At 70.9% G+C, this 25,928-nt stretch carries 29 protein-coding genes and 1 riboswitch; of the genes, 20 read left to right on the forward strand and 9 right to left on the reverse strand.

Annotated features, from left to right (window positions below; genetic code table 11):
* Positions 1-36 precede the first annotated feature (36 nt).
* Positions 37-996: an NlpC/P60 family protein gene (locus tag ACFHVL_RS17315; RefSeq protein ID WP_416629041.1), complete on the reverse strand. Its 960-nt coding sequence runs from the start codon at positions 994-996 to the stop codon at positions 37-39.
* A 10-nt stretch (positions 997-1,006) separates the two neighbouring features.
* Positions 1,007-1,163: riboswitch (cyclic di-AMP (ydaO/yuaA leader) on the reverse strand.
* A 456-nt stretch (positions 1,164-1,619) separates the two neighbouring features.
* Here ACFHVL_RS17315 and ACFHVL_RS17320 point away from each other — a divergent pair.
* Positions 1,620-2,291 carry a DUF6232 family protein gene (locus ACFHVL_RS17320; RefSeq protein WP_416629042.1) on the forward strand — a complete coding sequence of 224 codons (672 nt, stop codon included), beginning with the start codon at positions 1,620-1,622 and terminating at the stop codon, positions 2,289-2,291.
* A gap of 27 nt (positions 2,292-2,318) precedes the next feature.
* Here ACFHVL_RS17320 and ACFHVL_RS17325 read toward each other — a convergent pair whose 3' ends face one another.
* On the reverse strand, positions 2,319-3,200 hold the full coding sequence (locus ACFHVL_RS17325; protein ID WP_416629043.1) for a helix-turn-helix domain-containing protein: 882 nt from the start codon (positions 3,198-3,200) through the stop codon (positions 2,319-2,321).
* Positions 3,201-3,496: 296 nt separating this feature from the next.
* On the opposite strand from ACFHVL_RS17325, the gene ACFHVL_RS17330 reads away from it, so the two are divergent.
* Positions 3,497-3,703, forward strand: a complete 207-nt coding sequence (locus ACFHVL_RS17330) for a DUF397 domain-containing protein (RefSeq protein ID WP_416629044.1) — start codon at positions 3,497-3,499, stop codon at positions 3,701-3,703.
* A 47-nt stretch (positions 3,704-3,750) separates the two neighbouring features.
* Here the strand turns inward: ACFHVL_RS17330 and ACFHVL_RS17335 are convergent, their stop codons facing one another.
* Positions 3,751-4,143 (reverse strand): DUF3817 domain-containing protein, encoded by a 393-nt coding sequence (locus tag ACFHVL_RS17335; protein ID WP_416629045.1) that lies wholly within the window; start codon positions 4,141-4,143, stop codon positions 3,751-3,753.
* A 54-nt stretch (positions 4,144-4,197) separates the two neighbouring features.
* Entirely contained in the window at positions 4,198-4,659 is a 462-nt protein-coding gene (locus tag ACFHVL_RS17340; protein ID WP_416629046.1) for a hypothetical protein, read from the reverse strand.
* A gap of 142 nt (positions 4,660-4,801) precedes the next feature.
* Between ACFHVL_RS17340 and ACFHVL_RS17345 the strand changes: the two genes are divergently transcribed.
* The 4 genes from ACFHVL_RS17345 (at position 4,802) to ACFHVL_RS17360 (ending at position 7,001) form a co-directional block, all read left to right on the forward strand.
* The gene (locus tag ACFHVL_RS17345; protein WP_416629048.1) at positions 4,802-5,560 is read left to right on the forward strand and encodes a MerR family transcriptional regulator; all 759 of its coding nucleotides are present in this window, start codon (positions 4,802-4,804) and stop codon (positions 5,558-5,560) included.
* Between the two features lie 196 nt (positions 5,561-5,756).
* Entirely contained in the window at positions 5,757-6,032 is a 276-nt protein-coding gene (locus ACFHVL_RS17350) for a DUF6158 family protein (RefSeq protein WP_416629132.1), read from the forward strand.
* Between the two features lie 6 nt (positions 6,033-6,038).
* Positions 6,039-6,371, forward strand: a complete 333-nt coding sequence (locus tag ACFHVL_RS17355; protein ID WP_416629049.1) for a hypothetical protein — start codon at positions 6,039-6,041, stop codon at positions 6,369-6,371.
* A 75-nt stretch (positions 6,372-6,446) separates the two neighbouring features.
* A complete protein-coding gene (locus tag ACFHVL_RS17360; RefSeq protein WP_416629051.1) occupies positions 6,447-7,001 on the forward strand; it encodes a DUF1360 domain-containing protein in 555 nt (184 codons plus the stop codon).
* Here the strand turns inward: ACFHVL_RS17360 and ACFHVL_RS17365 are convergent.
* Together ACFHVL_RS17365 and ACFHVL_RS17370 are read right to left on the reverse strand one after the other, a co-directional pair.
* Positions 6,988-7,188, reverse strand: coding sequence for a hypothetical protein (locus ACFHVL_RS17365; RefSeq protein WP_416629053.1), 201 nt, complete (start codon positions 7,186-7,188; stop codon positions 6,988-6,990). The genes ACFHVL_RS17360 and ACFHVL_RS17365 overlap by 14 nt on opposite strands.
* The gene (locus ACFHVL_RS17370; RefSeq protein WP_416629055.1) at positions 7,185-7,403 is read right to left on the reverse strand and encodes a hypothetical protein; all 219 of its coding nucleotides are present in this window, start codon (positions 7,401-7,403) and stop codon (positions 7,185-7,187) included. The genes ACFHVL_RS17365 and ACFHVL_RS17370 overlap by 4 nt, the downstream gene beginning before the upstream one ends.
* A gap of 150 nt (positions 7,404-7,553) precedes the next feature.
* Between ACFHVL_RS17370 and ACFHVL_RS17375 the strand changes: the two genes are divergently transcribed.
* The gene (locus ACFHVL_RS17375; protein ID WP_416629057.1) at positions 7,554-7,844 is read left to right on the forward strand and encodes a GlsB/YeaQ/YmgE family stress response membrane protein; all 291 of its coding nucleotides are present in this window, start codon (positions 7,554-7,556) and stop codon (positions 7,842-7,844) included.
* A 79-nt stretch (positions 7,845-7,923) separates the two neighbouring features.
* Here the strand turns inward: ACFHVL_RS17375 and ACFHVL_RS17380 are convergent, their stop codons facing one another.
* Entirely contained in the window at positions 7,924-9,006 is a 1,083-nt protein-coding gene (locus tag ACFHVL_RS17380) for a 3-deoxy-7-phosphoheptulonate synthase (protein ID WP_416629059.1), read from the reverse strand.
* 334 nt (positions 9,007-9,340) lie between these two features.
* On the opposite strand from ACFHVL_RS17380, the gene ACFHVL_RS17385 reads away from it, so the two are divergent.
* The 7 genes from ACFHVL_RS17385 (at position 9,341) to ACFHVL_RS17415 (ending at position 16,379) form a co-directional block, all read left to right on the forward strand.
* Positions 9,341-10,495 carry an alkaline phosphatase PhoX gene (locus ACFHVL_RS17385; protein ID WP_416629060.1) on the forward strand — a complete coding sequence of 385 codons (1,155 nt, stop codon included), beginning with the start codon at positions 9,341-9,343 and terminating at the stop codon, positions 10,493-10,495.
* Positions 10,496-10,557: 62 nt separating this feature from the next.
* Positions 10,558-10,806 (forward strand): hypothetical protein, encoded by a 249-nt coding sequence (locus tag ACFHVL_RS17390; protein WP_416629062.1) that lies wholly within the window; start codon positions 10,558-10,560, stop codon positions 10,804-10,806.
* A 54-nt stretch (positions 10,807-10,860) separates the two neighbouring features.
* Positions 10,861-12,153 carry a M16 family metallopeptidase gene (locus tag ACFHVL_RS17395; protein WP_416629063.1) on the forward strand — a complete coding sequence of 431 codons (1,293 nt, stop codon included), beginning with the start codon at positions 10,861-10,863 and terminating at the stop codon, positions 12,151-12,153.
* On the forward strand, positions 12,150-13,493 hold the full coding sequence (locus ACFHVL_RS17400; protein WP_416629064.1) for a M16 family metallopeptidase: 1,344 nt from the start codon (positions 12,150-12,152) through the stop codon (positions 13,491-13,493). Before ACFHVL_RS17395 ends, ACFHVL_RS17400 begins: the two co-directional genes overlap by 4 nt.
* Before the next feature lie 349 nt (positions 13,494-13,842).
* Positions 13,843-14,154, forward strand: coding sequence for a TraR/DksA family transcriptional regulator (locus ACFHVL_RS17405; protein ID WP_416629066.1), 312 nt, complete (start codon positions 13,843-13,845; stop codon positions 14,152-14,154).
* Between the two features lie 438 nt (positions 14,155-14,592).
* Entirely contained in the window at positions 14,593-15,240 is a 648-nt protein-coding gene (locus ACFHVL_RS17410; RefSeq protein WP_416629068.1) for a GNAT family N-acetyltransferase, read from the forward strand.
* A gap of 113 nt (positions 15,241-15,353) precedes the next feature.
* Positions 15,354-16,379, forward strand: a complete 1,026-nt coding sequence (locus tag ACFHVL_RS17415) for an aspartate-semialdehyde dehydrogenase (RefSeq protein WP_416629069.1) — start codon at positions 15,354-15,356, stop codon at positions 16,377-16,379.
* Between the two features lie 33 nt (positions 16,380-16,412).
* Here the strand turns inward: ACFHVL_RS17415 and ACFHVL_RS17420 are convergent, their stop codons facing one another.
* Positions 16,413-17,549: a PP2C family protein-serine/threonine phosphatase gene (locus tag ACFHVL_RS17420; protein WP_416629071.1), complete on the reverse strand. Its 1,137-nt coding sequence runs from the start codon at positions 17,547-17,549 to the stop codon at positions 16,413-16,415.
* A 200-nt stretch (positions 17,550-17,749) separates the two neighbouring features.
* Here ACFHVL_RS17420 and ACFHVL_RS17425 point away from each other — a divergent pair, with 200 nt between their 5' ends.
* From ACFHVL_RS17425 to ahcY, 4 genes are all read left to right on the forward strand, one after another.
* The gene (locus ACFHVL_RS17425; protein ID WP_416629072.1) at positions 17,750-18,166 is read left to right on the forward strand and encodes a CBS domain-containing protein; all 417 of its coding nucleotides are present in this window, start codon (positions 17,750-17,752) and stop codon (positions 18,164-18,166) included.
* A gap of 176 nt (positions 18,167-18,342) precedes the next feature.
* On the forward strand, positions 18,343-19,650 hold the full coding sequence (locus tag ACFHVL_RS17430) for an NAD(P)/FAD-dependent oxidoreductase (protein ID WP_416629073.1): 1,308 nt from the start codon (positions 18,343-18,345) through the stop codon (positions 19,648-19,650).
* Positions 19,651-19,778: 128 nt separating this feature from the next.
* The gene (locus tag ACFHVL_RS17435; RefSeq protein WP_416629074.1) at positions 19,779-20,408 is read left to right on the forward strand and encodes an NADPH-dependent F420 reductase; all 630 of its coding nucleotides are present in this window, start codon (positions 19,779-19,781) and stop codon (positions 20,406-20,408) included.
* A gap of 224 nt (positions 20,409-20,632) precedes the next feature.
* On the forward strand, positions 20,633-22,102 hold the full coding sequence (gene ahcY / locus ACFHVL_RS17440) for an adenosylhomocysteinase (RefSeq protein ID WP_416629075.1): 1,470 nt from the start codon (positions 20,633-20,635) through the stop codon (positions 22,100-22,102).
* A gap of 106 nt (positions 22,103-22,208) precedes the next feature.
* On the opposite strand, the gene ACFHVL_RS17445 is transcribed toward ahcY, so the two are convergent.
* Positions 22,209-23,660, reverse strand: coding sequence for a glycoside hydrolase family 3 N-terminal domain-containing protein (locus ACFHVL_RS17445; RefSeq protein ID WP_416629076.1), 1,452 nt, complete (start codon positions 23,658-23,660; stop codon positions 22,209-22,211).
* A gap of 183 nt (positions 23,661-23,843) precedes the next feature.
* On the opposite strand from ACFHVL_RS17445, the gene ACFHVL_RS17450 reads away from it, so the two are divergent.
* Both ACFHVL_RS17450 and ACFHVL_RS17455 read left to right on the forward strand, forming a co-directional pair.
* A complete protein-coding gene (locus ACFHVL_RS17450; RefSeq protein WP_416629077.1) occupies positions 23,844-25,019 on the forward strand; it encodes an ROK family transcriptional regulator in 1,176 nt (391 codons plus the stop codon).
* A 78-nt stretch (positions 25,020-25,097) separates the two neighbouring features.
* Entirely contained in the window at positions 25,098-25,928 is an 831-nt protein-coding gene (locus ACFHVL_RS17455) for an ABC transporter ATP-binding protein (RefSeq protein ID WP_416629134.1), read from the forward strand.

The following is a 25,928-nucleotide window of genomic DNA, read 5'->3' on the forward strand; positions in this document are numbered from 1 at the left end:
GCCGGGCCACTTCGTCGGCGTCGGTGCTCCGGGAGATCAGGTCACCCGGCCGAAGCCGTACGGTGCCATCATGTCCACGCTGGCCAGCTCGACAGGACGGCCGAAGGTCGGAGCGTGGATCACCTGGCCGTTGCCGACGTAGAGCGCGATGTGGGCAAGGCCGTTGTAGAACACCAGGTCACCTGGCTGCAGAGCGCCCCGGTTGATCTTCGCCACCCGGTCCCACTGCATTGCGGCGTTGTGCGGCAGGCTCTTGCCGGCGGCCCGCCAGGCGGCGAGCGTCAGGCCCGAGCAGTCGTAGCCGTTCGGTCCGCTGGAACCCCACACGTACGGTTTGCCGATCGCACCGTAGGCGAACTCGACGGCGGTGCCGGCGGCGCCGGCGACCGATGGGATCGGCCCGGAGTAGGACGAACCGGCCTGGCTGGCCGCCCCGTACGCCTCCTCCCGCTTCTCCATCAGCTCGTCGATTTCCGCTTCGATCTTCTTCTTGCGGTCGGCGAGCTCCTTGACCTGGGCATCCTGCTTGGCCAGCGCGGCCTGCAGCTTCTCCTGCTCAGCCAGGTAGGTCACCTGGGTGTCGGTAAAGCTGCTGAGCCGCTGCTGACGATCCCTCGCCAGATGGTCCAGGGTGCCGAGGCGGTGGACGAAGGTGTCGGAGGTGCCGTCGAGCAGTGCGCTGGCGGTGCTCAACCCACCGGTCTTGTACGCGGTGATCGCGATCTGCCCGACCTCGATCTCCGCCTGGGCGAGTTCCTTCTGGAGCGGACCGAGCTTGGTGTCGATCTCCTCGGCCGCGGCGCGGGTCGCCTTGGCTTCCTCGTTGAGTCGGTTGTACGACTCGACGACTTTCGCCAACTCTTCGGATTCCTTGTTGATCTGCTGCGTCAGTTCGCTGACCGAGGGCTGGGCCGAGACGGCGCTCGCCGGTACCGCCAAGCCGACGGCTACGCCGGCCAGCACGAGGGTGCGCAGCAGAATCCGCGCTGATGACAAGAAAACAGGACCCTTCTTCCATCGCCGCCTACCGGGTTAGCTGACGGATTCGGGCGGGAAGGAGTCGCCCTACCGCGCTGAGCGCGGATTCACCCCGGAACGCTGTTCGGTGGGTCCCCGGGTCACCAACTGTCGATTACCGAAAGGTTACTCGGCGTGATCTCCGGGTGGTGATTCGGCGGCGCTGGACCAGCGTCACCACGGTCGGTGACTGGCGACCGGACCAGTAGGTCTAACTTAGCTGTCGCGGTTATCTCCGGAAAGTGGTGTGATCGTGATTCTGGCATTGCCCAAGGTGATATTTATCAATAGTTACTGAGGGTAGGTGATTGTGGCTCTATGGTGATTGGGACGGGGCGATTCGGTCGGCCGGCTGGTCGCCCGGTGGCGGCAGGGTTGGGTCCGGGGTGTCCTGGGTGATGCGCGGCTTTAGTCGCAATGCGCAGTTGTCGGCGGGCATCCACTGGGATAAATAAGAACATATGCCGCTTATTGCCATCCAGGATGCTCCCTGCCGTACGTCGATCTGCTAGGTGGCAGATTGCGCACCTTCCATCGAGTAGCTCGCTGTTTGCACAATGGACGCGCAAGGTCAGCGCCGCGCGAGCCCTTCGGAGGCAGCCATGCGTGCAACTCGCCAGACCCCACCCCTACGCGGATCCCCGACCACCCGTCCGGACCAGCATCGCGGCGCGCGCAGCGCCGACCAGCCCTTGATCCCCAGGGCCCGCAACAGCCGCTTCCTGAGGCAGTCCCCGCCTACCGACGGTGTCGAGGTCGATCCGCGCGGTCGGGGCGGCCGCTACCCGGGGCCCGCCTTCTACCGGCAGCCCGGCATCTGTGTAACGCCCGAGTGGTTCATCGTCGCCGGCCGCCGATTCGCCATCCGCAGCCTCACCGAGTTGCGGACCGCACGTGGTCCTCGCGACCGGCTCACCGGTCGTGCCGTCGCCGTGACCGCCGTGGTGCTCGCCGGGATCGCGATGACCATCGGCTTCACCAAGAGCCTGCACGAGGTCAGCGCCGGTGGCTATCTGGCCCTGCTGGTGGCGGCCTTCATCCCAGTCTGCTGCGCCTGGATCGGCGACCGGCTGCGACCGCGGCCCTTCGAACTCTGGGGTCGTCACGAGGGCCTGATGGTCATCTTGTTCAGCACCGATGAGGAACGCCAGTACGGGCAGGTGAGCCGGGCGGTGATGCGCGCTCGGGAGATGTGCCGGCTGGCGGGGTTGTCCGACCCGGTGACCATCGAGCCCTGGGTGCCCGATCAGCGTGGAGCCGTCGGCGGCCCGTGACCGGGACCGCGGGCTGGTCGACGCCGATCAGCCCGCGTCGTGGTCGTCGAGACTCTCGGCCAGGTGTCGCAGCATCGCGACCGAATCCGCCTGGGACAGCGACTCCGCCCGCAGCCGGTCGAAGACGTGCTGATAGGACCGCACCTCACCGCCCCGGTCGATCACCTCCTGGACCAGGGCGCTCTCCACGTACACGACGTCGGCGTCGGCCTGATCCGCGAAGTGCAGGATGACGAACGGGCCGAGCACCGTGTTGCTGCCGGCGGCGAAGGGCAGCACCCGGACAGTGATGTGCGGCGCGGCGCACATCTGGGCCACGTGCCGCAGTTGCTCCCGCAGGATGCGTTGCCCGCCGGTCACCCGGCGCAGGGCCGCCTCGTCGAGGATCACCTCGATCTGTGGTGGATCCGCGCCGTAGAGCACCTCGTGTTGGCGGGCCAGCCGGATCTGTACCCGACCTTCGATCTCCTCGGCCGGCACGTGATGCGGCCCGTCGGCGGGGATCAACGCCCGGGCGTACTCCTCGGTCTGCAGCAGGCCCGGGAAGCTGATCGGCTGGAAGTACTGTAGTGCCGACGCCTCCGCCTCCAGCCCGATGTACGCCGCGTAGGCGGCCGGCACCCGGTCCTTGTAGCTGCTCCACCAGGCCCGGCGTCGGGCGGCGCGGGCCAACTCCACCAACTCGTGGACCTGTTGCTGATCGCGTACCCCGTAGAGATCCAGCAGCGCCTTGACATCGTTGGTGGAGATACTGACCGACCCGGACTCGATCCGGATCAGTTTGGACAGTGACCAGTCCATCTGCTTGGCGACGTAGTCCTGGGTGAGGTCAGCCGTCTCGCGAGCCCGGCGCAGCGCGGCGCGGAGCCGGCGGCGCCCGATGGTCGGTCCCTGATGTCGGGCAGGCATGGGAACGCTCCGGGAAGTGCCTAGCAGAATGCCACCTGGCCGGTTGCCATCTCTTGACGCTACACCGAGTCAGACTCGTCTGCTATGGACGGCTGGCCCTTGTTGTGGACCAGCTCGCCGGGGTGCGCGGGTGGGCCTGCGTCGGGCCGGCCGAGGCGTCGGGCCGTCGGGGGTTCCGGACTCCGGGCGTCATGATCACCACTGTCGGGCGCAAGATCGAAGGCTGATAAAGTCCGCCCGATTGCCTGCGTGCTCTGATGGCAAATTTACCGATATATCCTTATGAAGGAGTCTGGGTGACTGTGATCAGCACTGCCGATCTGGCCTGGCGCAAGAGCCGTCGTTGCGAGGCGACGACCTGCGTCGAGGTGGCCACGGTCGGTCCGGCGGTCGGCGTGCGCGACTCCACCGACCCCGACGTGCACCTCGAGTTCTCGGGTGCGGCGTGGACTGCCTTCGTGGCCGGCCTGGACCGGGCCCGGCCCGGCCGCCCGGCCGAATGATCACTCGTGTCGGGTCGGCTCCGGCGACGGATCCGGCCCGACACGGCTCACGGCCCGACCCCGGCCCCATCACGTGGCTCGACGCTCGCGGGCCGCACCGCATCGCCTGCCGGCACCGCGACTCGGCCCGACGCCTGCTCGTCGATCGCCTCCCGCGCCCAGCGGGTCACCACCCGCTCCGCCCAGAACGACACGAACGGCACCGTGCCGGCGAGCATGATCTTCAGAATCCGGCCGAGTGGCCAACCCGCACGGCGGGCGAGATCGAACGCGGCCACCAGATAGACCATGTACAGAAAGCCGTGCCCGGGGCCGATGGTCTCCACCACGACGGCCTCGTCGAACAGGTACTTCATCGGCATCCCGACGACCACCAGCAGGATCAGCACCACACCGACCACGTACGCGATCAGCCGGTATCGGGTTAGTGCGCCAGACACTGCGTTTCCTTTCTCGTCGGGCTCGCGCCCGCTCGTCACCCGTGCCCCGGTCGGTCAGCCGGGGTAGTCGCCGGCCCGGGCATGCGGATTGGCGTTGAGCCAGGCCAGGTAGTGGTTGTACGCGGCCAACTCTGGATCGTCCGGCTGGGTGGCGGGCGTACGGGCAACCGATCGGACCCGGACCGGCCGACCGATCCGCACCGCGCCGGCCAGACCCGCGGCGGACTCCGCCGGCACATCGGCCGCCGGTGGCACATCAGCCGCCGCCGGTACATCGGCCGCCGGTGGTCCGGGATCAGCCGGTACGGCCTGACGCAGCGCTTGGCGCATCTCCCGGATCCAGATGAAAACCACGAAAGCCGCGAAAACCGGCCATTCGACCGCGTACGCCCAGCTCAGGGTGTTGCCGGCGGCGGCCCGGCTGATCTGCCACCAGCCAAGGGTGAGGAAACCGGCGACCAGCGCCACCGCCGCGAGGTGGCGCAGTACCCACCTGGGGGTCGACAGCTGCCGCATGCCCGAAAGCGTACCGGCCGGTGGATCGGCACCTCCGACGAGCCGTCGTAGTCGTGGTCGGCCGGCGGGCAGCGCCGTACGGCAGACCAGCGGATCCTGCGGGCTTGCGGTTGACGTGGCGTCAACTTCTACCGTGGTTCCCATGAGCTGGTCGACCGCAGAGATCGTCCGGATGTCGGGCGTGACCTCCCGAACCCTGCGGCACTACGACGCGGTCGGACTGCTCCGTCCGGCCCGTACCGCCCCCGGCGGGCAACGCTTCTACGGCCGGGCGGAACTGCTCCGGCTGCAACGGATCCTGTTGCTGCGGGAACTCGGTCTCGGGCTGGCGGCGATCGGTCAGATCGTCAACGACGGTCGGGACCCGGTCGAGCAGCTGCGCCGGCACCATCGGCGACTGCTGGCCGAACGCGACCGGCTCGACCGGCTGGCCACGACGGTGGCCGGCACGATCAGTGAACTGGAGGGAGGTGAAGAAATGTCCGAAGAGCAGATTTTCGCCGGGTTCGATCCCCGGCGGCAGGCACGGTACGAGGCCGAACTCGTCGAGCAGTACGGCGACTGCGCGGGCAAGCACATCGCGCAGAGCAAGCAGCGGACGGCCGGCCTGACGCCGGTCGACGGTGACCGGATCCAACGGCAGTGGCGGGAACTCCTGACCTCGCTCGCGGAGCTGCTGTCCGCCGGTGCTGCGGTCGACGACCCCGCGGTGCAGGAGACGATCGCGGGTCACCGCCGGTGGCTGGAGCAGTTCTGGACTCCGCAGCGGGAGTCCTACACCGGGCTCGGTGAGCTGTACGCCGCCAACCCGGAGTTCCGTCAGCAACTCGACGCCGTGCATCCGGCGTTGGCGGAGTTCCTGCGCGACGCGATGGCGCACTACGCCCGGATCAGCCTCTGACCCCGGGCCGGCCACCGGTCCGGCCCGGACCGGACAAGTTTGACCCGCTGCCGCAGGGGAATCCCACCGAGGTGATGCCTCGTCGACTCCCCGGAGGCCGGAGATGACTGACTCAGCACGGTACGGAAACTACACGCCGGCGGCTGCCGGCACCCCGTACGAGCCCCGGCCCGGCTGGCCGACATCCGACGAGCGGATGGTCGGTTGGGACGGTGACCAGGCAGACGACGGGTTGCCGGCAGCCGATGACGGGAGCGGCGTCGGGCCGGGAATCGACGCCGTCGAGCTGACCGACGACGACCTGCTCCGCGAGTTGGGCAGCCTGCACCGGACCCGGCTGGACACACTGCGGCACGGCGCCGACGCGGCCCTGGCCAACCATCTGCGGCGCACCGCCGATCTGGAGACCGAGTACCTCACCCGGCACCCGGGTCGGGAGGTCGACCAGGCCCGACTGCGCGACGGGCGGTGACGGGGCGTGCCGGCGTACGCCGAGCGAGGGGTCTCCGCACCACCCGAGGTGGCCTACGGCACGGCCGCCGATCCGGCTCGGCGGAGCGCGTGGTTGCCGGCGCAACTGCGGCAGACCACGGCCCGGCCGGTCGACGGTGGTAATGAGCTTCAGGCCCGGTGGGTGGCATCCGACGGGCCGTGGTCGGCGGTACTGCGCGTGTATCCGGCGCAGGCGGGCGGCGCGACGCTCCGGTTGGAGCTGGACGCCGACCTGCCGCACGAGCAACTGGTGCGGATCGCCGACGAGACACTGGTCGGCCTGGTCGGTGCCGTCACCGACAACCTCAACGCAGGCTGACCGGCGGCACCCGCCGGACGACGCGGGCACCGACCCGGCCCAGCCGGACCGGGCCGGTGGGAGAAGGAGCACAGGATGGCGGTAGGTCACTGGATCCGCAACCGCGCCAGGGCGTCGCGGCCGTACGCGCCGCCGGGCGACCGGCCGCTCGGTGCCTACGCACGGGCGCTGACGGTGTACGCCTGCGGGGTCGCCGGCAGCGCGGCGGCGGTCCGGCTGACCGGCCGCCAGTTGCCGCCACGGGTCGGCGTCGGCGACGTCGTGCTGATCACCGTGGCCACCCACAAGTTGAGCCGGCTGCTCAGCAAGGACGCGGTGACCAGCCCGCTGCGCGCTCCGTTCACCCGCTACGAGAAGCCGTCAGGCGCCGGCGAGATCGCCGAGGAGGTGCGTGACGACGCGGGCGATGCCCGGCACGTCTTCGGTGAGATGGTCAGCTGCCCGTTCTGTCTGGCGGTGTGGATCGCCACGGCGCTGACCAGCGGGCTGGTGTTCGCGCCCCGGGCGACCCGGCTGATCGCCACCTGCTTCACGGCGGTGGCCGGCTCCGACTTCCTGCAGCTGGCCTACGCCGCGGCCCGCCACGTGGACGCGAGCCCACCGCCGGCGGGCGGGGTCAGTCGACCGTGATGCCGGGCCTTTCCAGCCCGGACCAGCCACGGGGGGACTCCGGCTCCCGCGAGTCGGTGCCCTCGATGATGTCGTTGGCCACGGCGGTGTCGTCGTGCTCACCGGCGAAGTCCGGGTCCTCCTCGGGCGGCTGGCCGTCGGGGGTCTGACCCAAGGCGGCACGCGGGTCGGTCTGGTCGTCGTTCACTGGAGTTCGCCTTCCGTCGAGGAGTGCAGGACCTCTTCCGCCTCGTCCTGGGCGTATTCGCCCTCGGGTAGCGCATTGATCCTGGTCAACAGGTGCGCGGGCAGTTCGGCGGCGACCGCCCGGCGGGCGATCTCGCTCCGGCTCACCCGTTCCTTGCCGAGATAGATGTCATCGAGCAGCTCATAGAGCCCGGCTTGGGACGATTCATCGGTCACCCTCGCCTGCTACCCCGGGCGGCACGCGGCAAACGACCATCCCCGGGTGAGGGTGACCCGGCTGAGACCGGAGTTCACCCCGCCCACCCTCGTCGTTCCGCCTCCCGGCGGTGGCCGGGCCACCTAGGCTCGGTCCCGGAGGTGAGATCCATGATCGGCACTATTTTGTGGGCGCTCGTCGCTGGCGCCGTCATCGGCGCTCTCGGTCGGCTGCTGCTGCCCGGACGCCAGAACATCTCGATCTGGCTGACCATCGGAGTGGGCATCGCCGCCGCGCTGCTCGGCGGGGTGATCGCCACCTGGCTCGGCATCGGGGAGACCGCCGGGATCGACTGGCTACGGCACGCGATCCAGGTGGCGCTGGCGGTCTTCTTCGTGTGGATCGCCGCCCGGGTGGCGGGGCACCGACCAACCGACGCACCGGGGCGCGCGGTCTCCTGACCGACCGACGCGCCGAACCGCCTGGCCGGGTCGCCCCCAGGCCACGCGGCCCGGGGGCGACCGGAGTACCGGCGTCAGTTCACCGCTGGGCGGCGGCGAGCGCGGCCCGCCGGGCACCGACGGCGGCAGCCAACCGATCGAGCACCTCGGCGGTCTGGTCCCAGCCGAGACAGGCGTCGGTCACCGACTGGCCGTGCACGAGTTCGCGGGTCGGGTCCAGGTCCTGACGCCCCGGCACCAGGAACGACTCCAGCATGACCCCGGTGATGCCCTGCTGGCCGGTGCCGAGTTGCCCGGCGATGTCGTCGGCGACCAGCGGCTGGCGGCGGTGGTCCTTGCCGCTGTTGCCGTGGCTGGCGTCGATGACCAGTCGTTGCGGCAGACCGGCGGCGCGTAGCAGGGTCAGCGCGGCGGCCACCGAGTCGGCGTCGTAGTTCGGCTCGCCGGCACCGCCGCGCAGCACCAGATGACAGTCGGCGTTGCCCCGGGTGTGCAGGATCGCCGGAGTGCCGGACATGTCGATGCCGGGAAAGACATGCGGCACGGCAGCGGCCCGGATGGCGTCGACCGCCGTCTCGACGCTGCCGTCGGGACGGTTCTTCATCCCGATCGGCATCGACAGCCCGGAGGCGAGTTGACGGTGCACCTGGCTCTCCACCGTACGGGCGCCGATGGCACCCCAGGCGACGGCGTCGGCGATGTACTGCGGGGTGATCGGGTCGAGGAACTCGCAACCCACCGGCAGCCCGGTCCGCAGCACTTCGAGCAGCAGCGACCGGGCGGTCCGCAGCCCCGTGTTGACGTCTCCCGACCCGTCCAGGCCGGGATCGTTGATCAGGCCCTTCCAACCGACGGTGGAGCGCGGCTTCTCGAAGTAGACCCGCATCACGATGAGCAGGTCGTCGGTGTGGCGCTCGGCGGCACCGGCCAGCAGGTGGGCGTACTCGAGGGCGGCGGCCGGGTCGTGCACCGAGCAGGGGCCGACCACGACGAGCAGCCGGTCGTCCTGCCCGTCGAGCACCCCGGCGACGGCTCGTCGGCCGTCCAGCACCCGCGCCGCGAGTTGATCGTCGAGCGGCAACTCGTGGTGCAGCAGCGCGGGGGTGGTCAGTGGCACGACCCGGTCGATGCGTTGATCGGTGATGCGTCCGGTGGGGATCATCGGGTGTCTTTCCTTCCGCCAGCCCCCCGGGGCGCCGGCGCCCCCAGGTCCGAGCCGGCTGCTCGTTGGCATGCGAAAGGGCAGGGGCTCGATGCCCTCTGCCCTCGGCCGGCTCTGGTGGGTGACGTCAGGTCAAGGCTGAGCCACCGGCATCAGGGCCGGCTGCCTAAACCATCGATACGAACGCGTCACGACCGACACTGTACCGGAAATCGGGGTGGCTGCCACCACCGTACTTCGGCGGATTCTCGCCCGCCGTTAACCTTGGTCGATATCCGTGGCCACCGGCGGAGCCTAGCTTCATCGATACGACCAGTGTCGATGGAGGTTCGAGATGGATCGTCGTACCGTGCTGCGCGCCACCGTGGTCGGCGCCGGCGCCGCCGCCTTCTCCGGCAGCCTCTGGACCGGCGCGTTCGCCGCCCCGGCCCAGCCCGGTCCCAGCCCGTACGGCCCACTCGCCGGCCCCGACGCCAACGGCATCGCACTACCCAGCGGATTCACCAGCCGGGTCGTCGCCCGCTCCCGGCAGCGGGTCGGCACCACCTCGTACGTCTGGCACGACGCCCCGGACGGCGGCGCCTGCTTCCCCGCCGGCACCGGCTGGGTCTACGTCTCCAACTCGGAGATCTCCCGCACCGGCGGGGCGTCGGCGATCCGGTTCGACCCCGACGGGGGCATCGCCTCGGCGTACCGGATCCTGGCCGGCACCAACCGCAACTGCGCCGGCGGCGCGATGCCCTGGGGTACCTGGCTGTCCTGCGAGGAGGTCGACCGTGGCTTCGTCTACGAGACCTACCCGCTCGGCGGCACCGCCGCGGTGCGCCGCGACGCGATGGGCCGGTTCAACCACGAGGCAGCCGCCGCCGACCCGGTCCGCCAGGTGATCTACCTGACCGAGGACGAGAGCAACGGCTGCTTCTACCGCTTCCGCCCCACCACCTGGGGAGACCTGTCCACCGGCACCCTGGTGGTGCTGGTCGCCGGCGCCGCCACCAGTGGCCCGGTGACCTGGGCCCGGGTGCCCGACCCGGACGGTGGCCCGACGCCGACCCGTAACCAGGTCTCCGGGGCCAAGCGGTTCAACGGCGGCGAAGGCTGCCACTACGCCGACGGCGTCTGCTGGTTCACCACCAAGGGCGACAACCGGGTCTGGGCGTACGACGTGGTCGGCCAGCGCATCGACCTGGCCTACGACGATTCCCTGGTGACCGGCACGCCGCCGTTGACCGGCGTCGACAACATCACCGGTACGCCGGGCGGCGACCTGTACGTCGCCGAGGACGGCGGCAACATGGAGATCTGCGTCATCACCCCGGACGAGCGGATCGCGCCGTTCCTGCGGATCAGCGGGCAGGCGTCGTCGGAGATCTGCGGACCGGCGTTCTCCCCGGACGGCACCCGGCTGTACTTCTCCTCACAGCGTGGCACCGCCGGCTCGTCGTCCGGCGGCATCACCTACGAGGTACGCGGCCCGTTCCGAACCTGAGCCACCTCGCCCGCCGGTCGGCCAGGCGTAGCCGGCGGGGCAGCTGGGTAACTGCGACAGCCATGAGCACCGACACCGACGACGCGTACACCCGCCAGCCGCCGGCCATCGTCGCCGGCACCGACGTGACCGCGGCCGCGGACCGGGCCGACACCGCGGCCGCGGCGGACGCGGAGACCGAGGCCGACCGGATCGAATCCCGGGCCGGACACCTGCTGCCGGAGGAGGAAGCGGCCGGCAGCGACGACCCGATCCGCCAGGCGGCCGCGCTGCTCGACGAATCCGACCGGCGGACGGAACCACCGGGCTGACCGGGCTCGGCCCGGTGCGGTCGCCCTGTGTCCGGATCAGCTAACGTCGAGCACATGTCGCCCAACGGGTATCCCTGGCCGATCGAGACCACCCGGCTGGACAACGGCCTACGGGTCGTCGTCAGCCCCGACTCCAGCGTGCCGGTGGTCGCGGTCAATCTCTGGTACGACGTGGGCTCGCGCCACGAGCCCGCCGGTCGGACCGGATTCGCCCACCTCTTCGAGCACCTGATGTTCGAAGGCTCGGTCAACGTGGCCAAGACCGAACACATGAAACTGGTGCAGGGAGCGGGTGGCTCGCTCAACGCCACCACCAACCCGGACCGGACCAACTACTTCGAGACCGTCCCGGCCGAGCATCTCGCCCTGGCCCTGTGGCTGGAAGCCGACCGGATGGGCGGGCTGGTGCCGGCGCTGACCCAGGAGACCCTGGACAACCAGCGCGAGGTGGTCAAGAACGAGCGCCGGCAGCGCTACGACAACGTGCCGTACGGCGACGCCTGGCTGCGGCTGCTGCCGCTGCTCTACCCGGTCGGGCACCCGTACCACCACGCCACCATCGGCTCGATGGACGACCTGAACGCCGCCGACCTGGCGACCTTCCAGGCGTTCCACCAGATGTACTACGCGCCGAACAACGCGGTGCTGACCGTCGTCGGCGACACCGACGCCGCCGAGGTGTTCAGCCTCGCCGACAAGTATTTCGGCGGCATCGTCACGCGCGAGGACATCCCGCCGGCCCCGGACGGACACCACCCGGCGCCGCTGGACGGCCCGGTCACCGAGACCGTCACCGCCGAGGTGCCGGGCATCCGGCACTACGTCGCCTACCGGACCCAGCCGTTCGGCACCCCGGCCTACGACGTGACGACCGTGCTCGGCACCGTGCTGGGCAGCGGCCGGGGCAGCCGGCTCTACCAGCGGCTCGCCGACGGTGCCCGGATCGCCCAGCCGGACTACCTCGGCGCGTACGGCGTCGACCTGGCGCACGCACCCGCGCCGCTGATCATCACCGCGACCGCCCAGCCGGAGGTGACCGCGGAGCGGCTCGCCGACGGGCTGATCGGGGTCCTCGACGAGGTCGCCCGTGACGGCGTCACCGACGCCGAGGTGGAGCGGGCCAAGGCGCTGCTGACCACCGCCTGGTGGCGGCAGGTCGCCACCTTCGAAGGCCGGGCCGACCTGCTCGGCCGCTACACCACCCAGTTCGGCGAGCCGGCGCGTGCCGCGGAGCGGCTGCCCGGCTGGCTGTCGGTCACCGCCGAGACGGTCAACGACGAAGCCGCCCGCCTGCTGCGGGCCGACAACAGGGTCCAGCTCAGCTACCTGCCGGAGGACGACAAGTGACGATCATCGCGCAGCGTCCCGAGGCCGGCGCGGCTCGGCCGTACCGCTTCCCGGCCGTGATCCGCCGGGCGGTGGCTGGCGGCCAGGTCGTCGCCGCCCACCTGCCCGGCCACCGGCTGGCCGTGGCCACCCTGCTGCTCGACGCCGGTGCCGGCCGCGAACCCGCCGGCCGGGAAGGTCTCGCCGGCGTGCTCGCCAAGGCGCTGGAGGAGGGCACCGGCAGCCGGGACTCCGCCGCGTACGCGTTGGCGCTGGAAGGTCTCGGCACCGAGCTGTTCGTCTCCGCCGACTGGGATTCGTTCCGGGTCGGTGTGCAGGTCAGCGCCGACCGGCTCGGCGCAGCCGTCGAGTTGCTCACCGAAGCGGTCCGGACGCCCCGGCTCGAACCGGCCGACGTCGAGCGGGTACGCGACGACGAGGCGACCGCGCTGCGGATGTACTGGGCCAATCCGGGTCCGCGCGCCGACGCCGCGCTGCGGGCCGACCTGTTCGGCAGCGACCAGCGGCACGGCCGGCCGATGGGCGGCGACCCGAACTCGGTGGCGGCAGTCACAGTGGACGACGTCGTCGAGTTCCACCGCGCCTGGTTGACCCGCCCCGGCACCCTGCTGGTCGCCGGTGACCTCGACCTGATCGATCTGGATGCGCTCGGTGCGGCCGCCTTCGGCGCGGCCACCGGCGAGTCGCCGCCGGTCGACCCGCCGCTGCCGGTGGCGCTGCGCGACCGGCGACGGGTCGTCCTGGTCGACCGGCCGGGCGCGGTGCAGTCCACCCTGCGGCTCGGCCACCCCGCGCCGCACCGGGCGCACCCCGACTACGTGCCGATGAGCCTGGCCAGCACCGTCCTCGGTGGTGCCTTCACATCGCGGCTCAACCATCTGATCCGCGAGGTACGCGGCTACACGTACGGCATCAGGTCGGATTTCGGGATGTCCCGCCGGTTCGGCCGATTCTCGGTCAGCTCCAGCGTGCAGACCGGAGTCACCGCGCCCGCCCTGATCGACACGGTCGGCGAGGTCTCGCGTACCCAGGCCGAGGGGGTGACCGAGGATGAGCTGACCGTGGCCCGGTCGTGGCGGGCCGGGCAGCTCTCGGTCGAGCTGCAGACCCCGGGCGCGATCGCCAGTGCGCTGGGGACCCTGGTCGTACACGGTCTGCCCGACGACTACCACGCCAAGCTGCGGGAGCAGTTGCTGTCGGCCACGGTGGAGCAGGTCTCGGCGGCCGCCGCGAACCACCTGCAGGCCGAGGGGCTCACCTTGGTGGTGGAGGGCGACGCCGCACAGATCCGCGACGAGCTGACCGCATCCGGTCTGGGGGAGCTGCTCGACGCCTCCTGATCTGTCGCGGCAACTGCTGGCCGGTCCCAGGTGGGCCGGCCAGCAGTGCGGGTTCTCGCGGAAGGGCTCTCCGTCCCCGTCCGTTGGAGTAAGTCAGATCAGCCGGCCGCCGGATCGCTCGTGGCACTCGGGTGCGGGTGGGTAACTGGTTGGCTTTCCAGGGGAGCCGGCCTATGGTTGCCGCATGGGTGCCCCAGCGCAGCGCGACGGAGCCGTGACTGTCACGGCTGCCATCGTCGTGCCCGTGCCCACCGGTCGAGGTCCTCCCGGCGGCCGGTGTACATCCATCCGACGGCCGCCCAGGGCGAAGCACATCAGCTTCGGCCCTTTTTCTGTTTCAGGAGACCTGATGAGCACCGAACTGCAGGGCAGGAACACCAGTGAATGGATCGAACAGGCGCGGACACAGCTGGCTGACCAGTTGGACGTGCACCGGGCCCAGTTGACCGAACTCACCGATGACACCGGCGACCCCCGGGACGCGCACACCCAGGCCGCGCTGATCGTGGCCGCCCGCCGCGGCTACGACCAGGCCGTGGAGGCGTTGGCCCGGATCGCCGAAGGCAGGTACGGCCGCTGCGACAAGTGCGGCGGCGACATTCCCCGGGAGCGGCTGGAGATCCTGCCGCACGCCCGCTACTGCGTGCCCTGCACCAACTGACCGGCGCTGCGGGAAGCGCCATTGCCCCCAACCGTTCGTGCGAGGGGCGATGGCGCTCCCCCCAGCAGGGCTGGACCTGGACGAGTCGGACTATTGCCCCGCGGACCCGGTGATCCGGCGGTTGCGCTTGTCGGTGTAGGACCGGACGTCGGCGGCGAGCCAGATCCGTCCGACGGCGAGGGCGTCGATCGGGGTCGGAAGGTCGGGGGCGGTCCACCAGGAGGGCCGCCCGCTGCCGACTCACTTCGAGGTGGTCGGCCACCTTCACGAGCGCCATCACCTGCAGCTGTATTCCACATTCCTGCTGTGGACCCGACTCGGTCACGAAACGACTACTTCCTCGCCGAAAGTAGGCGGGCAAACACATTCGAACCCTTGGGGGTGTGTTGTCCGTTGTACCCGGGTGTCCGCAAATGTGCCGCAGAGAGGCGAGCGCTGATGCCCCAGCTCCAAACGTCGGTGTTGATCCGGTACGCGACCTACACCGACACCCCACGAGCGGCGAAGACACTCGTGGAGGCATTTCTGGACGCCCCCGAAGCCACCTGGCTGATCCCGGATCCGGTAGCCCGCAGGCAGGTCCTCCAACGGTTCTGCCCGGCCCTGATCGACTACGGGTTGCGCCAAGGCAGCATCTACCTCACCGAGGATTACAGCGCGGTGGCGGTGTGGCGACCGTGCAGCCTGATCCTGCCCAACCCGGTCGAGTACGAGCAGCTGCTCGACGAGACCTGCCGCGAGTACGCCCACCGGTTCCGGCTGCTGGACAACGCGCTAGCCGAGCGACACCCGGTGGGGGAGCATCACTACCTGGCGTACCTCGGGGTGACGCCGCACCGGCAGCGTGCTGGCCTCGGTACGGCGTTGCTTGCCCACCGGCACGCCATCCTCGACACTGCCGGCAGTGCCGCCTACGTGGTGGCCAGCAGCCCAGGTGCCCGCGATCTGTACGCCCGGCTCGGCTACCAGTTGACCGCCACGGCTCCGTTCCACCTGCCCGACGGCGGTCCGCTGCTGTGGCCGATGTGGCGCCAACCACAACTCGTCCGCCGCTACGGGCCGGCGAACGCCGGGCGTTACGGCTGACCGCTCGGCGACGGTGGATGTCGACGGGTCGGAAGGTGATGTGGGACAACTCGGTTTCATGGCACCCCGGCCCGTCGGTAACCTTCGCGTACACGAGGATCGGGGTTTGCCAGATGAGGATCGGGATTGTCGGCGCGACCGGGCAGGTCGGTGGCGTCATGCGGCAGGTGCTGGAGCAACGGCAGGTGCCCGTCGACGAGCTGCGGCTGTTCGCCTCGGCCCGGTCAGCCGGCCGGCCGATAGCGTGGCGCGGCGGCGAGGTCGTCGTCGAGGACGCGGCCGGCGCCGACTACAGCGGGCTGGACATCGCGCTCTTCTCAGCCGGCAAGGCGACCGCCAAGGAACTGGCCCCCCGGGTGGCCGCGGCCGGCGCCGTGGTGATCGACAACTCGTCGGCGTGGCGGATGGATCCGGGCGTACCGCTGGTGGTCGCCGAGGTCAACCCGCAGGCCGCCGCCGATCGCCCCAGGGGCATCATCGCCAACCCGAACTGCACCACGATGGCCGCGATGCCGGTGCTGCGCCCGCTGCACGACGAGGCCGGACTGGTCAGCCTGGTCGTCTCGACGTACCAGGCGGTCTCCGGTGCCGGCCTGGCCGGCGTCGCCGAGCTGGACGAGCAGGTCCGCAAGGTGGCCGAGGGGGCGGCGGCGCTGGCCTTCGACGGCGCCGCCGTGGACTTCCCGGCGCCGCGTTCGTTCGCCGCGCCGATCGCGTTCAACGTGCTGCCGCTGGCCGGGTCGATCGTCGACGACGGCTCCGCGGAAACCGACGAGGAACAGAAGCTGCGCAACGAGAGCCGGAAGATCCTCGGCATTCCTGAGCTGAAGGTCTCCGGCACCTGCGTACGGGTGCCGGTCTTCACCGGGCACTCGCTGCAGATCAACGCCCGGTTCGCCCGCCCGGTCAGCCCCCGGCGGGCCGCCGAACTGCTGGCCGATGCTCCCGGGGTGGCGCTGTCCGACGTGCCGACGCCGCTGCAGGCGGCCGGTCAGGACCCGACCTACGTGGGCCGGATCCGCATCGACGAGACCGTCGAGCATGGTCTGGCGCTGTTCTGCTCCAACGACAACCTGCGCAAGGGCGCCGCGCTCAACGCGGTGCAGATCGCCGAGCTGCTCATCGCCGGAGCCGCCTAGGCAGCCTCGGCGCAGCGGCCGGGCACGACCGGGTCAGTCGCCGCCCTGGCGCTCGACGAGCAGCAGGGCGGCGTCGTCGCCGATCTGGCCGCCGGCGTGCCGGTGCAGCTCGGCGACGATCCGGTCCAGAACCTCTTCGCGCTCCGGCAGGTCGAGGCAGGCGGTGACCCGGGCCGGGGCGAGGAACTCACCCCGGCCGTTGCGCGCCTCGACCAGCCCGTCGGTGTAGAGCAGCAGCCGGTCGCCGGCCCGCCAGGGCCGGGTCAGCCGTTGCGGATCGGGCGCGCCGCGGCGCAGCCCCAACGGCGGGTGCCGGTGTTGCGGATCCAGGATCTGCAGGATGCCGTCGGCGGTCCGCAGCGCCGGTGCCGGATGCCCACAGTTGATCACCGTCAGGGTGTCCGCGGTCAACTCCACCAGTACGGCGGTCACGAACTGTGCCGGCTGCCCGGTGCTCACCCCGTCGCGGTGCACGGCCTGGTCGAGGTCGGCGGCGACCGCCGCCAGATCCGGCTGGACGAAGGCGGACTGCCGGAACGCCCCCATCACGGTCGCCGACATCTGCACCGCCTGCAGCCCCTTGCCGCACGCGTCGCCGATGATCAGCCGTACCCCGTGCCGGCTGTCCACGACCGCGTACAGATCACCGCCGACGTTCGCCGCCTCCGACGCGGACAGGTAGCGGGCGACCAGGGCCAGACCGCCCAGCGTCGGCGGCGGGGCCCGCAGAACGGCCCGCTGCGCCACCTCGGCGATCTCGGTCATCCGGCGCAGTCGCGCCTCCCGCAGGTTCCGGGAGCGGGCCACGTAGATCGACACGATGCCGACAGCGAAGACGACGCTGGTCCGCAGCAAGTGGTCCAGGCTGCCGAACATGCCGCTGGGCAGGCCGGCGACCAGCGCCACGACGCAGGCGACGACGGCGACCAGCGCCGTGCGACGGGTCGCCTCGACGGCGGCGGCCAGCAGTGGGGCGAGCGACAGGAAACCGAGGACGACCGCGTCGGTCTGGGTCAGCAACTCGATCACGGTGATCGCCGTGATCAGCGCGAAGGACGCCGGCAGCCCGCGCCAGCGCTCGGTGCGCTGCCACCACGACCGGTCCGCCAGCGGCGGGAGCCGCCAAGCCGGCAAATGAGGCGTACGCCAGCTGCCCCGGCGTACCGACACGACGTGCTCCCTACCCGGCTTGCCCGCTTCGTGCGCCCCGAGCGCCCCGAGCGCCCCAGCCGTACCCGGTCTCCGAGCCTAGCCGATCCGGACCTTCCCGGGCGGGCCACGCGGACCAGGATGACCTGCGGTCGGGATTGGTTTTCCGAGTTCGCCCCCGGGTAGTCGGGACCTGGCGCCGACACCGAGAGGAGCGCATGATGACGACCGTTGGAGAGTTCATGACCGCCCGGCCGTTCACCATGGACGCGAACGACATGCTGACCGCAGCGGCGCGGCAGATGCGTGACGCTGACATCGGCGACATCATCGTCACCGATGGCAGCGAAATCCAAGGAATCATCACCGACCGGGACATCACGGTCAGGGCGGTGGCTTCCGAAATGGACCCCGCCAGCACCCAGCTGAACCAGATCCTGACTGAGGACGTGGTCGTCGTGTCGCCGTACGACGATGCCGTCGCGGCCGCCGAACTGATGCGGACCTACTCGGTACGCCGACTGCCGGTGGTCGACGACGGGCGCCTGGTCGGCGTGGTCTCCATGGGTGACCTGGCCGTCGAATGGGAGCCCGACTCGGTGCTGGCCGACATCAGCACCGACGATCCGAACAACTGAGCACCGACGAACAGAACATATGAGCGCCGCTCGCCGAGCCGTTTACCGGCGGGAGGTGTCGGGAACCCTCTGGTGGGTGTCCCCGAAGAGTTCGCTGGTCTTCCCGGCGCCCGGGCCCAGCGGACACGGGGACACCCTCTTCCGGATCCATAGTCGAGATCGATCGGAGATCCGTAATGAGTCGACCGCGCATCGTGATCGTCGGTGCCGGTTTTGCCGGCTACCAGGCGGCCCGTACCCTGTCCCGGCTGGCCCATGGCGCGGCCGAGATCGTCCTGATCAACCCGACCGACTACTTCCTGTACGTGCCCCTGCTGCCGGAGGTCGCCGCCGGGGTGCTGGAGCCGCGTCGGGTCGCCGTGTCGCTGCCGGACACCCTGCCGAACGTGCGGGTGGTACTGGGCGAGATCGACCAGATCGACCTGCCGGCCCGGCGGGTCTGCTACGTCGACGGCGACGGCTCCCGCGCCGACCTGCACTACGACCGGCTGATCGTCTCGGTCGGCAGCGTCAACAAACTGCTGCCGATCCCCGGCGTCAACGAGCACGCGCACGGCTTCCGTGGCCTGCCCGAGGCGCTCTACCTGCGTGACCATCTGACGCGGCAGATCGAGTTGGCCGACCTGACCGACGACCCCGCCGAGCGGGCCGCCCGGTGCACCTTCGTCGTGGTCGGCGCCGGATACACCGGGACGGAGGTCGCCGCGCACTGTGTCACCGCCACCGACCTGCTGATCCGCCGCCATCCGCGACTCGCCGGCCAACAGGTGCGCTGGCTGCTGCTCGATCTCGCCGGCCGGGTGCTGCCGGAACTCGACGAGCGGATGTCGATCGCCGCGCAGAAGGTGCTCGACTCCCGAGGTGTCGAGACCAGATTCGGCACGTCGGTACAGGAGGCGACCAGCGACGGGGTGCACCTGTCCGACGGCGAGTTCATCCCCACCCGGTCGTTGATCTGGTGCGTCGGGGTACGCCCCGACCCGGTGGTCGACGATCTGGGCCTCACCACGATCAAGGGTCGGCTGGTGGTCGACGAGTTCCTCGCCGTACCGCAGCATCCCGAGGTGTACGCGTGCGGCGACGCCGCCGCCGTACCCGACCCGAGCCAGCCCGGCGAGGTCACCCCGATGACCGCCCAGCACGCCGTACGCCAGGGCCGACTCGCCGCGCACAACGTGGCGGCCTCGTACGGGCACGGCTCGTTCCGCCCGTACCGGCACAAGGATCTTGGTTTCGTGGTCGACCTCGGCGGCGCGCAGGCGGCGGCGAACCCGCTGCACGTGCCGATCTCCGGGCCGTTGGCCAAGGCGGTGACCCGCGGCTACCACCTGGCGTCGATGCCGGGCAACCGGACGCGGGTGGTGGCCGACTGGATGCTGGAGTCGTTGCTGTCCCGTCAGGGGGTGCAGCTCGGCCTGGTGCCGCCGTCGGCGGTGCCGTTGGACACCGCGTCACCGGAGCTGTTCCACCCGGTCGGCCGCTGAGGCGGCGCTCGCCCACCGTTTTCCGCCGGACCGACGGGGTACCACTCGACCGAGGGGGTACCTGGTCGTGAGCACAACCGTCTGAGGGGTAACCGCCGGAGCTGTAACCGCCGGAGAGGGAGACACTGATGGACATCGGTATCATCGGGGCTGGAAACGTCGGATCCGCGCTGGCCCGCCGGCTGACCGAAGTCGGCCACCAGGTGACGATCTCCGCGTCGAGCCCGGATTCACCTCGACTGGCCGAGGCGACCACGGCCACCGGCGTCACCGCGGGTGACGCGTCGCGGGCCGCCTCCGCCGAGCTGGTCGTGCTGGCGGTGCCGTACGCCGAACTCGCCGGCACTCTCGCCGGCCCGGTGGCGGACGCGCTGGCCGGCACCACCGTGGTCGATGTGACGAACCCGCTGGGCCCGGACCACATGTCGTTGCTGGTCGGGCACGAAACGTCAGCTGCCGAACAGGTCGCGACGATGATCCCGGCGGCCCACGTGGTCAAGGCGTTCAACACCGTGCTGGCGCCCAACCACGCCCGCCCGGTACTCGGCGGTGTCCGTCAGTCGGTGCCGGTGGCCGGCGACGACCTGGCCGCCAAGAAGTCCGTACAGGAACTCGGCACCCAGCTCGGGTTCGACACGGTCGACGCCGGCCCGCTGTCCAGCGCCCGTTACCTGGAGCCGGTGGCCGCGCTGCTGATCCAGGTCGCGTACGGCGGTGGGGCCGGACCGACGGTCGGATTCGCGCTCGCCCGCGACTGAGGCTGCCGCCTCGCGACTGACACCTCCGCCCGCGACTGTGGCTTTCGCCTCGCCGCCGCAGGGCCGGTGTCACGGGACTTCGGCTGTGCGGTGTCGCCGACGGCGACACCGCACAGCCTGCCCTCGGATCGGAAATTCGGCGTGCCGGGCCGTATGGTGGACGGGAGTCGTGCGCGCCGTACCCGGCAGGACGGACGCATCCGTTGAAACCCGAGGAGCTTTTAGTGACCGTCACTCTGACCGCCGACAGCGCCGGTTCGGTCAGCGACTTCAAGGTCGCCGACCTGTCCCTGGCGGCGTTCGGTCGTAAGGAGATCGAGCTCGCCGAGCACGAGATGCCCGGGCTGATGGCGCTGCGCCGCGAGTACGCCGCCCAGCAGCCGTTCAAGGGCAAGAAGATCGCTGGTTCGCTGCACATGACCGTGCAGACCGCGGTGCTGATCGAGACGCTGACCGCGCTCGGAGCCGACGTCCGCTGGGTCTCCTGCAACATCTTCTCCACCCAGGACCACGCCGCCGCGGCGGTCGTCGTCGGCCCGGACGGCACTGTCGACGACCCGCAGGGCGTCGCGGTGTACGCGTGGAAGGGCGAGACGCTGGAGGAGTACTGGTGGTGCACCGAGCAGATGCTCACCTGGCCGGACGGCAAGGGGCCGGACTCGATCGTCGACGACGGCGGTGACGTGACGCTGCTCATCCACCTCGGCAAGCAGTTCGAGGCGGCCGGGGCGGTGCCGTCGACCGCGCCGACGGACTCGCACGAGTACGGCATCATCCTGGACACCCTGCGGGCGTCGCTGGCGGCGACACCGACCAAGTACACCGAGATGGCCGAGCCGATCATCGGTGTCTCCGAGGAGACCACCACCGGCGTGAACCGCCTCTACGAGCTGGCCCGCGAGGGCAACCTGCTCTTCCCGGCGATCAACGTCAACGACTCGGTGACCAAGAGCAAGTTCGACAACAAGTACGGCATCCGGCACTCGCTGGTCGACGGGCTCAACCGGGCCACCGACGTGATGATCGCCGGCAAGCTCGCGGTGATCTGCGGGTACGGCGATGTCGGCAAGGGCGCGGTGGAGTCGCTGCGTGGCCAGGGTGCCCGGGTCGTGGTGACCGAGATCGACCCGATCTGCGCGTTGCAGGCGGCGATGGACGGGCTCGACGTGGTGACCCTGGACGACGTGGTCGAGCGGGGCGACATCTTCATCACCACCACCGGCAACAAGGACATCATCATGGCCGAGCACATGGCCAAGATGAAGCACAACGCGATCGTCGGCAACGTCGGGCACTTCGACAACGAGATCGACATGGCCGGCCTGGCCAAGGTGCCGGGGATCGAGAAGGTCAACATCAAGCCGCAGGTCGACGTGTGGCGCTTCCCGGACGGGCACGCGGTGATCGTGCTCTCCGAGGGTCGGCTGCTCAACCTCGGCAACGCGACCGGGCACCCGAGCTTCGTGATGTCGACGTCCTTCTCCAACCAGGTGATCGCCCAGGTGGAGCTGTTCGCCAAGATCGGCGAGTACGACAAGCAGGTGTACGTGCTGCCCAAGCACCTCGACGAGAAGGTCGCCCGGCTGCACCTGGACGCGTTCGGCGCCAAGCTGACCGTGCTCAGCAAGGCGCAGGCGGACTACATCGGCGTCGACGTCGCCGGCCCGTACAAGCCGGAGCACTACCGCTACTGACGCCCCGCTCCCGCTCCTCTCTCGACGATCTTGCACTTATCGACGGACAATCCGGAAAAATGTTCTCGATAAGTGCAAGATCGCGGCGAAATGGGAGCAGGGTCGGTCAGGCGGCCAGGCCGAGCGCCTCGGCGGCGGCCCGGCCGTTGGCGTGGCTGGCACCGTACGTGGTGACGAACGCCCGTACCCCGGCCGGGCGCCACGCCGACGGCCAGCCCATCTCGACCACCGAGACCGGGTGCCGGGCGGCCAACTGCTCGATCAGCTCCGGGCCGCCGGGCACCCGGTGCAGATGCCGGCCGACCAGCACCAGCGGCCGCCCCCCGGCGGCGGCCACCACCTCGGCGACCGAGATCTCGGCCGGTGCCACCCGTAGCTGCTCGACACCGCCCAGGTGTGGGCCGAGCCCCCAGGGCACCCGTCCCTCGGCGATCGTCGAGCCGGCGGTCAGCTGCACCACCAGCGCGGTGTCCAGCCCGTCGAGGACTCCCTCCACCCGGATCGCGCGCCGCGCCGCGGCGTACCCCAGATCGATCGCCGACCGGGTCCCACCCGCAGCCGGACCGACCGCCGAGGCGAGCGCGCCGACCCGGTCGGCGGCCTGCTCGACCCGCTCGCGCGGCAGGGTGCCGTCGACGATCGCGTCGGCGATCGCCGACGCGATCCGTTCCACCAGGGCCTGATCGACCCGGGCGCCGATGCAGAGCAGGTCGGCGCCGGCGGCCAGGGCGGCGACGGCGGCCGGCGCGATCCCGCCGGCGGCCAGGGTCGCGCCGCGCATCTCCAACGCGTCGGTCACGATCACCCCCTGGTACGCGTACTCCTGGCGGAGCAGCCCGGTCAACGCGGCCTGGCTCAGGGTGGCCGGCGTGTCGCCGGTGAGGGCGGGGACCCGGATGTGCGCGGTCATGATCGCGGCGACGCCGGCCGAGATCACCGCCGCGAACGGCGGCAGGTCCCGCTCGCGGAGCACGGCCAGCGGTACGTCGACAGTGGGCAGTTCGAGGTGCGAGTCGGTGACGGTCGCGCCGTGGCCGGGGAAGTGCTTGGCGCAGGCGGCGATCCCGGCGTCGGCGAGCCCGGCGACGGCCGCCGCGGCGTGCGCGGCGACCCTGGCCGGATCCGCGCCGAAGGACCGGGTGCCGATGATCGGGTTGTCGTCGGCGGTGTTCACGTCGACGGTCGGTGCGAGGTTGAGGTTCGCGCCGCAGGCGGCGAGGTCGCCGCCGATCGCGCGGTAGACCTGCCGGGTCAGCGCCGGGTCGTCGACCGCGCCGAGTGCGGCGTTGCCCGGGTACGGGCTGCCGGTGGCGTGGGCCAGCCGGGTGACGTCGCCGCCTTCCTCGTCGATGGCGATCAGCACGTCGGGGTGGGCGGCGCGTAGCGCGGTGGTGGCTGCCCGGACCTGATCGGGGTCTGCGACGTTGCCGCCGAACAGGGTGTGCCCGGCGAGACCGTCGCCGACCAGGTCGATCGCCCACTGCGGGACGGTGGTTCCGGCGAAAGCGGCGAGCAGGGTACGCAGCGCCAGCCGGCGCAGACCCGGGTCGTTCGGCATGCGTCTTCCCCTTCGTGACACCGTTGCGCGCGGTCCGAGTGTCGCACCGCGACGGCACTGTCGTTGCGGGCGAATGCCGGGTCGTCCGACTGCCGTGGGTGTCGGCGGCGACTACGCTACGGCTACTCCCGCTGAGGTTCATCAAGATAATAGTTAACTTTCCTAAATACTAGAGGACGACACATGGGTTCCCCGCGCCTGCCCGGCACGCCCCGCCTGCTGCGAGCGCTCAACGACCGGGCCGCGCTGGAGCTGCTCATCGCCCGGGGTCCACTCACCCGCGCGCAGCTCGGCGAACTGACCGGCCTGTCCAAGGTGACCGCGTCGCAACTGGTCGAACGCCTCGAGGGCCGTGGCCTGGTCGTCCGGGTCGGCGAGCAGGCCGGCGGGCGAGGGCCCAACGCCCAGCTGTACGCGGTACAGCCGGGCAGCGCGCACGTGGTCGGCGTCGACGTCGGCCCCGACCGAGTGGTCGCCGCCTGCGCCGACATCGCCGGTACGGTGACCGGCCGGGTCGAGCTGTCCACGAAGGACACCGATGATCCGGTCGGCGTGGTGCACAACGCGGTGGTGCAGGCCGTCAGCAGCGCCGACGCGCAGCTGGCCGGCGTACGGCGGGTGGTGCTGGGCACCCCCGGCCTGGTCGATCCGGGCACCGGCGACATCACCTTCGCGTACAACCTGCCGCGCTGGCACCGTGGCCTGCTGGCCGCCCTGCGCGAGGACCTGGCCACCACAGTGGTGTTCGAGAACGACGTCAACCTCGCGGCGGTCGCCGAAGCACACGCCGGAGCAGCCCGGGACGTGCCGGACTTCGTGCTGGTCTGGGCCGGCGTCGGAGTCGGTCTGGCGATCATGCTCGGCGGCCGGCTGCACCACGGCAGCACCGGCGCGGCCGGCGAGATCGGCTACCTGCCGGTGCCCGGCGCGCCCATTCCGCGTGACCTGTCCCGGCGGGCGAAACCGGCGTTCCAGCAGGTCGCAGGGGCCGACGCGGTCCGCGCGGTGGCCCGCGAGCACGGCTTCCGGGCGGCCAGCGCCGGGGAAGCGGTGCAGGCCGCGATCGCCGCCGGCACCCGGGGCGGACCGCTGCTCGACGAACTGGCCCGCCGGCTGGCGCTCGGCGTCGCCAGCAGCTGCGTCGTGCTCGATCCACCGCTCGTGGTGCTCACCGGAGAGGTCGGCCGGGCCGGCGGCAGCGCCCTGGCCGAGCGGGTGCAGCACGAGGTAGCCGCGATCACCCTCGTCGCGCCCCGGGTCACGGTCACCGAGGTGGAGGACGAGCCGGTGCTGCAGGGAGCGTTGCGGATCGCCCTGGACGCGGTTCGAGACGAGGTCTTCGGCTCCACGGTGGGGTGAACGGGTGACCCCGGTGGGTGACCGGCGGCCCCGGCCGGCTGGTGCGTGGCGCCGGCCACCTCCGTCCGGCCGGGTGCGGTGAGCGGCCTGTTGGCGTGGTTGGATGGTCCGGTGCCTACCGTTGCTGACGACTTGGTGATCGAGTTCGACTCCGTGGGCGTGACCCGTTCCGGCACGGCTCTGCTGCAGGACGTCACCCTGCGGGTGCGCCCCGAGCAGCGCTGGGTGGTGCTCGGCCCCAACGGCGCGGGCAAGACCACCCTGCTGAGCCTCGCCGCCGGCCGGCTGCACCCCACGACCGGTGTGGTGCGGGTCCTCGGCGAGCAGCTGGGCCGCACCGACCTGGCCGAGCTGCGTACCCGGATCGGGCTGACCACGGCGGCGCTCGCCGAGCGGATTCCCGGCACCGAGCGGGTGCTCGACGTTGTCCTCACCGCGGCCTGGTCGGTGGTCGGCCGCTGGCGGGAGCGCTACGACGCGATGGACGTCGACCGGGCCCAGGAGCTGCTCGGGCAGTTCGGCGTCGGTGGTTTCGCCCAGCGCGACTACGGCACCCTGTCCGAAGGGGAACGCAAGCGGGTGCAGATCGCCCGGGCGTTGATGACCGACCCGGAGCTGCTGCTGCTCGACGAGCCGGCGGCCGGGCTCGATCTCGGCGCGCGCGAGGAACTGGTCGCCCGGCTGGGCACCCTGGCCCAGGACCCGGACGCCCCGGCGCTGGTGCTGGTCACCCACCATGTCGAGGAGATCCCGCCGGGCTTCAGCCACGCCCTGCTGCTGCGCGAAGGCGTGGTGGTGGCCGCCGGCGAGCTGGCCGCGACGATCACCGGGGACCACCTGTCGAAGACGTTCGGCCTGCCGTTGGTGGTCGACCGGGTCGGCGACCGCTACACCGCCCGCGCCGTCTGA

This window comes from Micromonospora sp. LOL_023 (assembly GCF_048060115.1).
Classification (GTDB): domain Bacteria; phylum Actinomycetota; class Actinomycetes; order Mycobacteriales; family Micromonosporaceae; genus Micromonospora_E.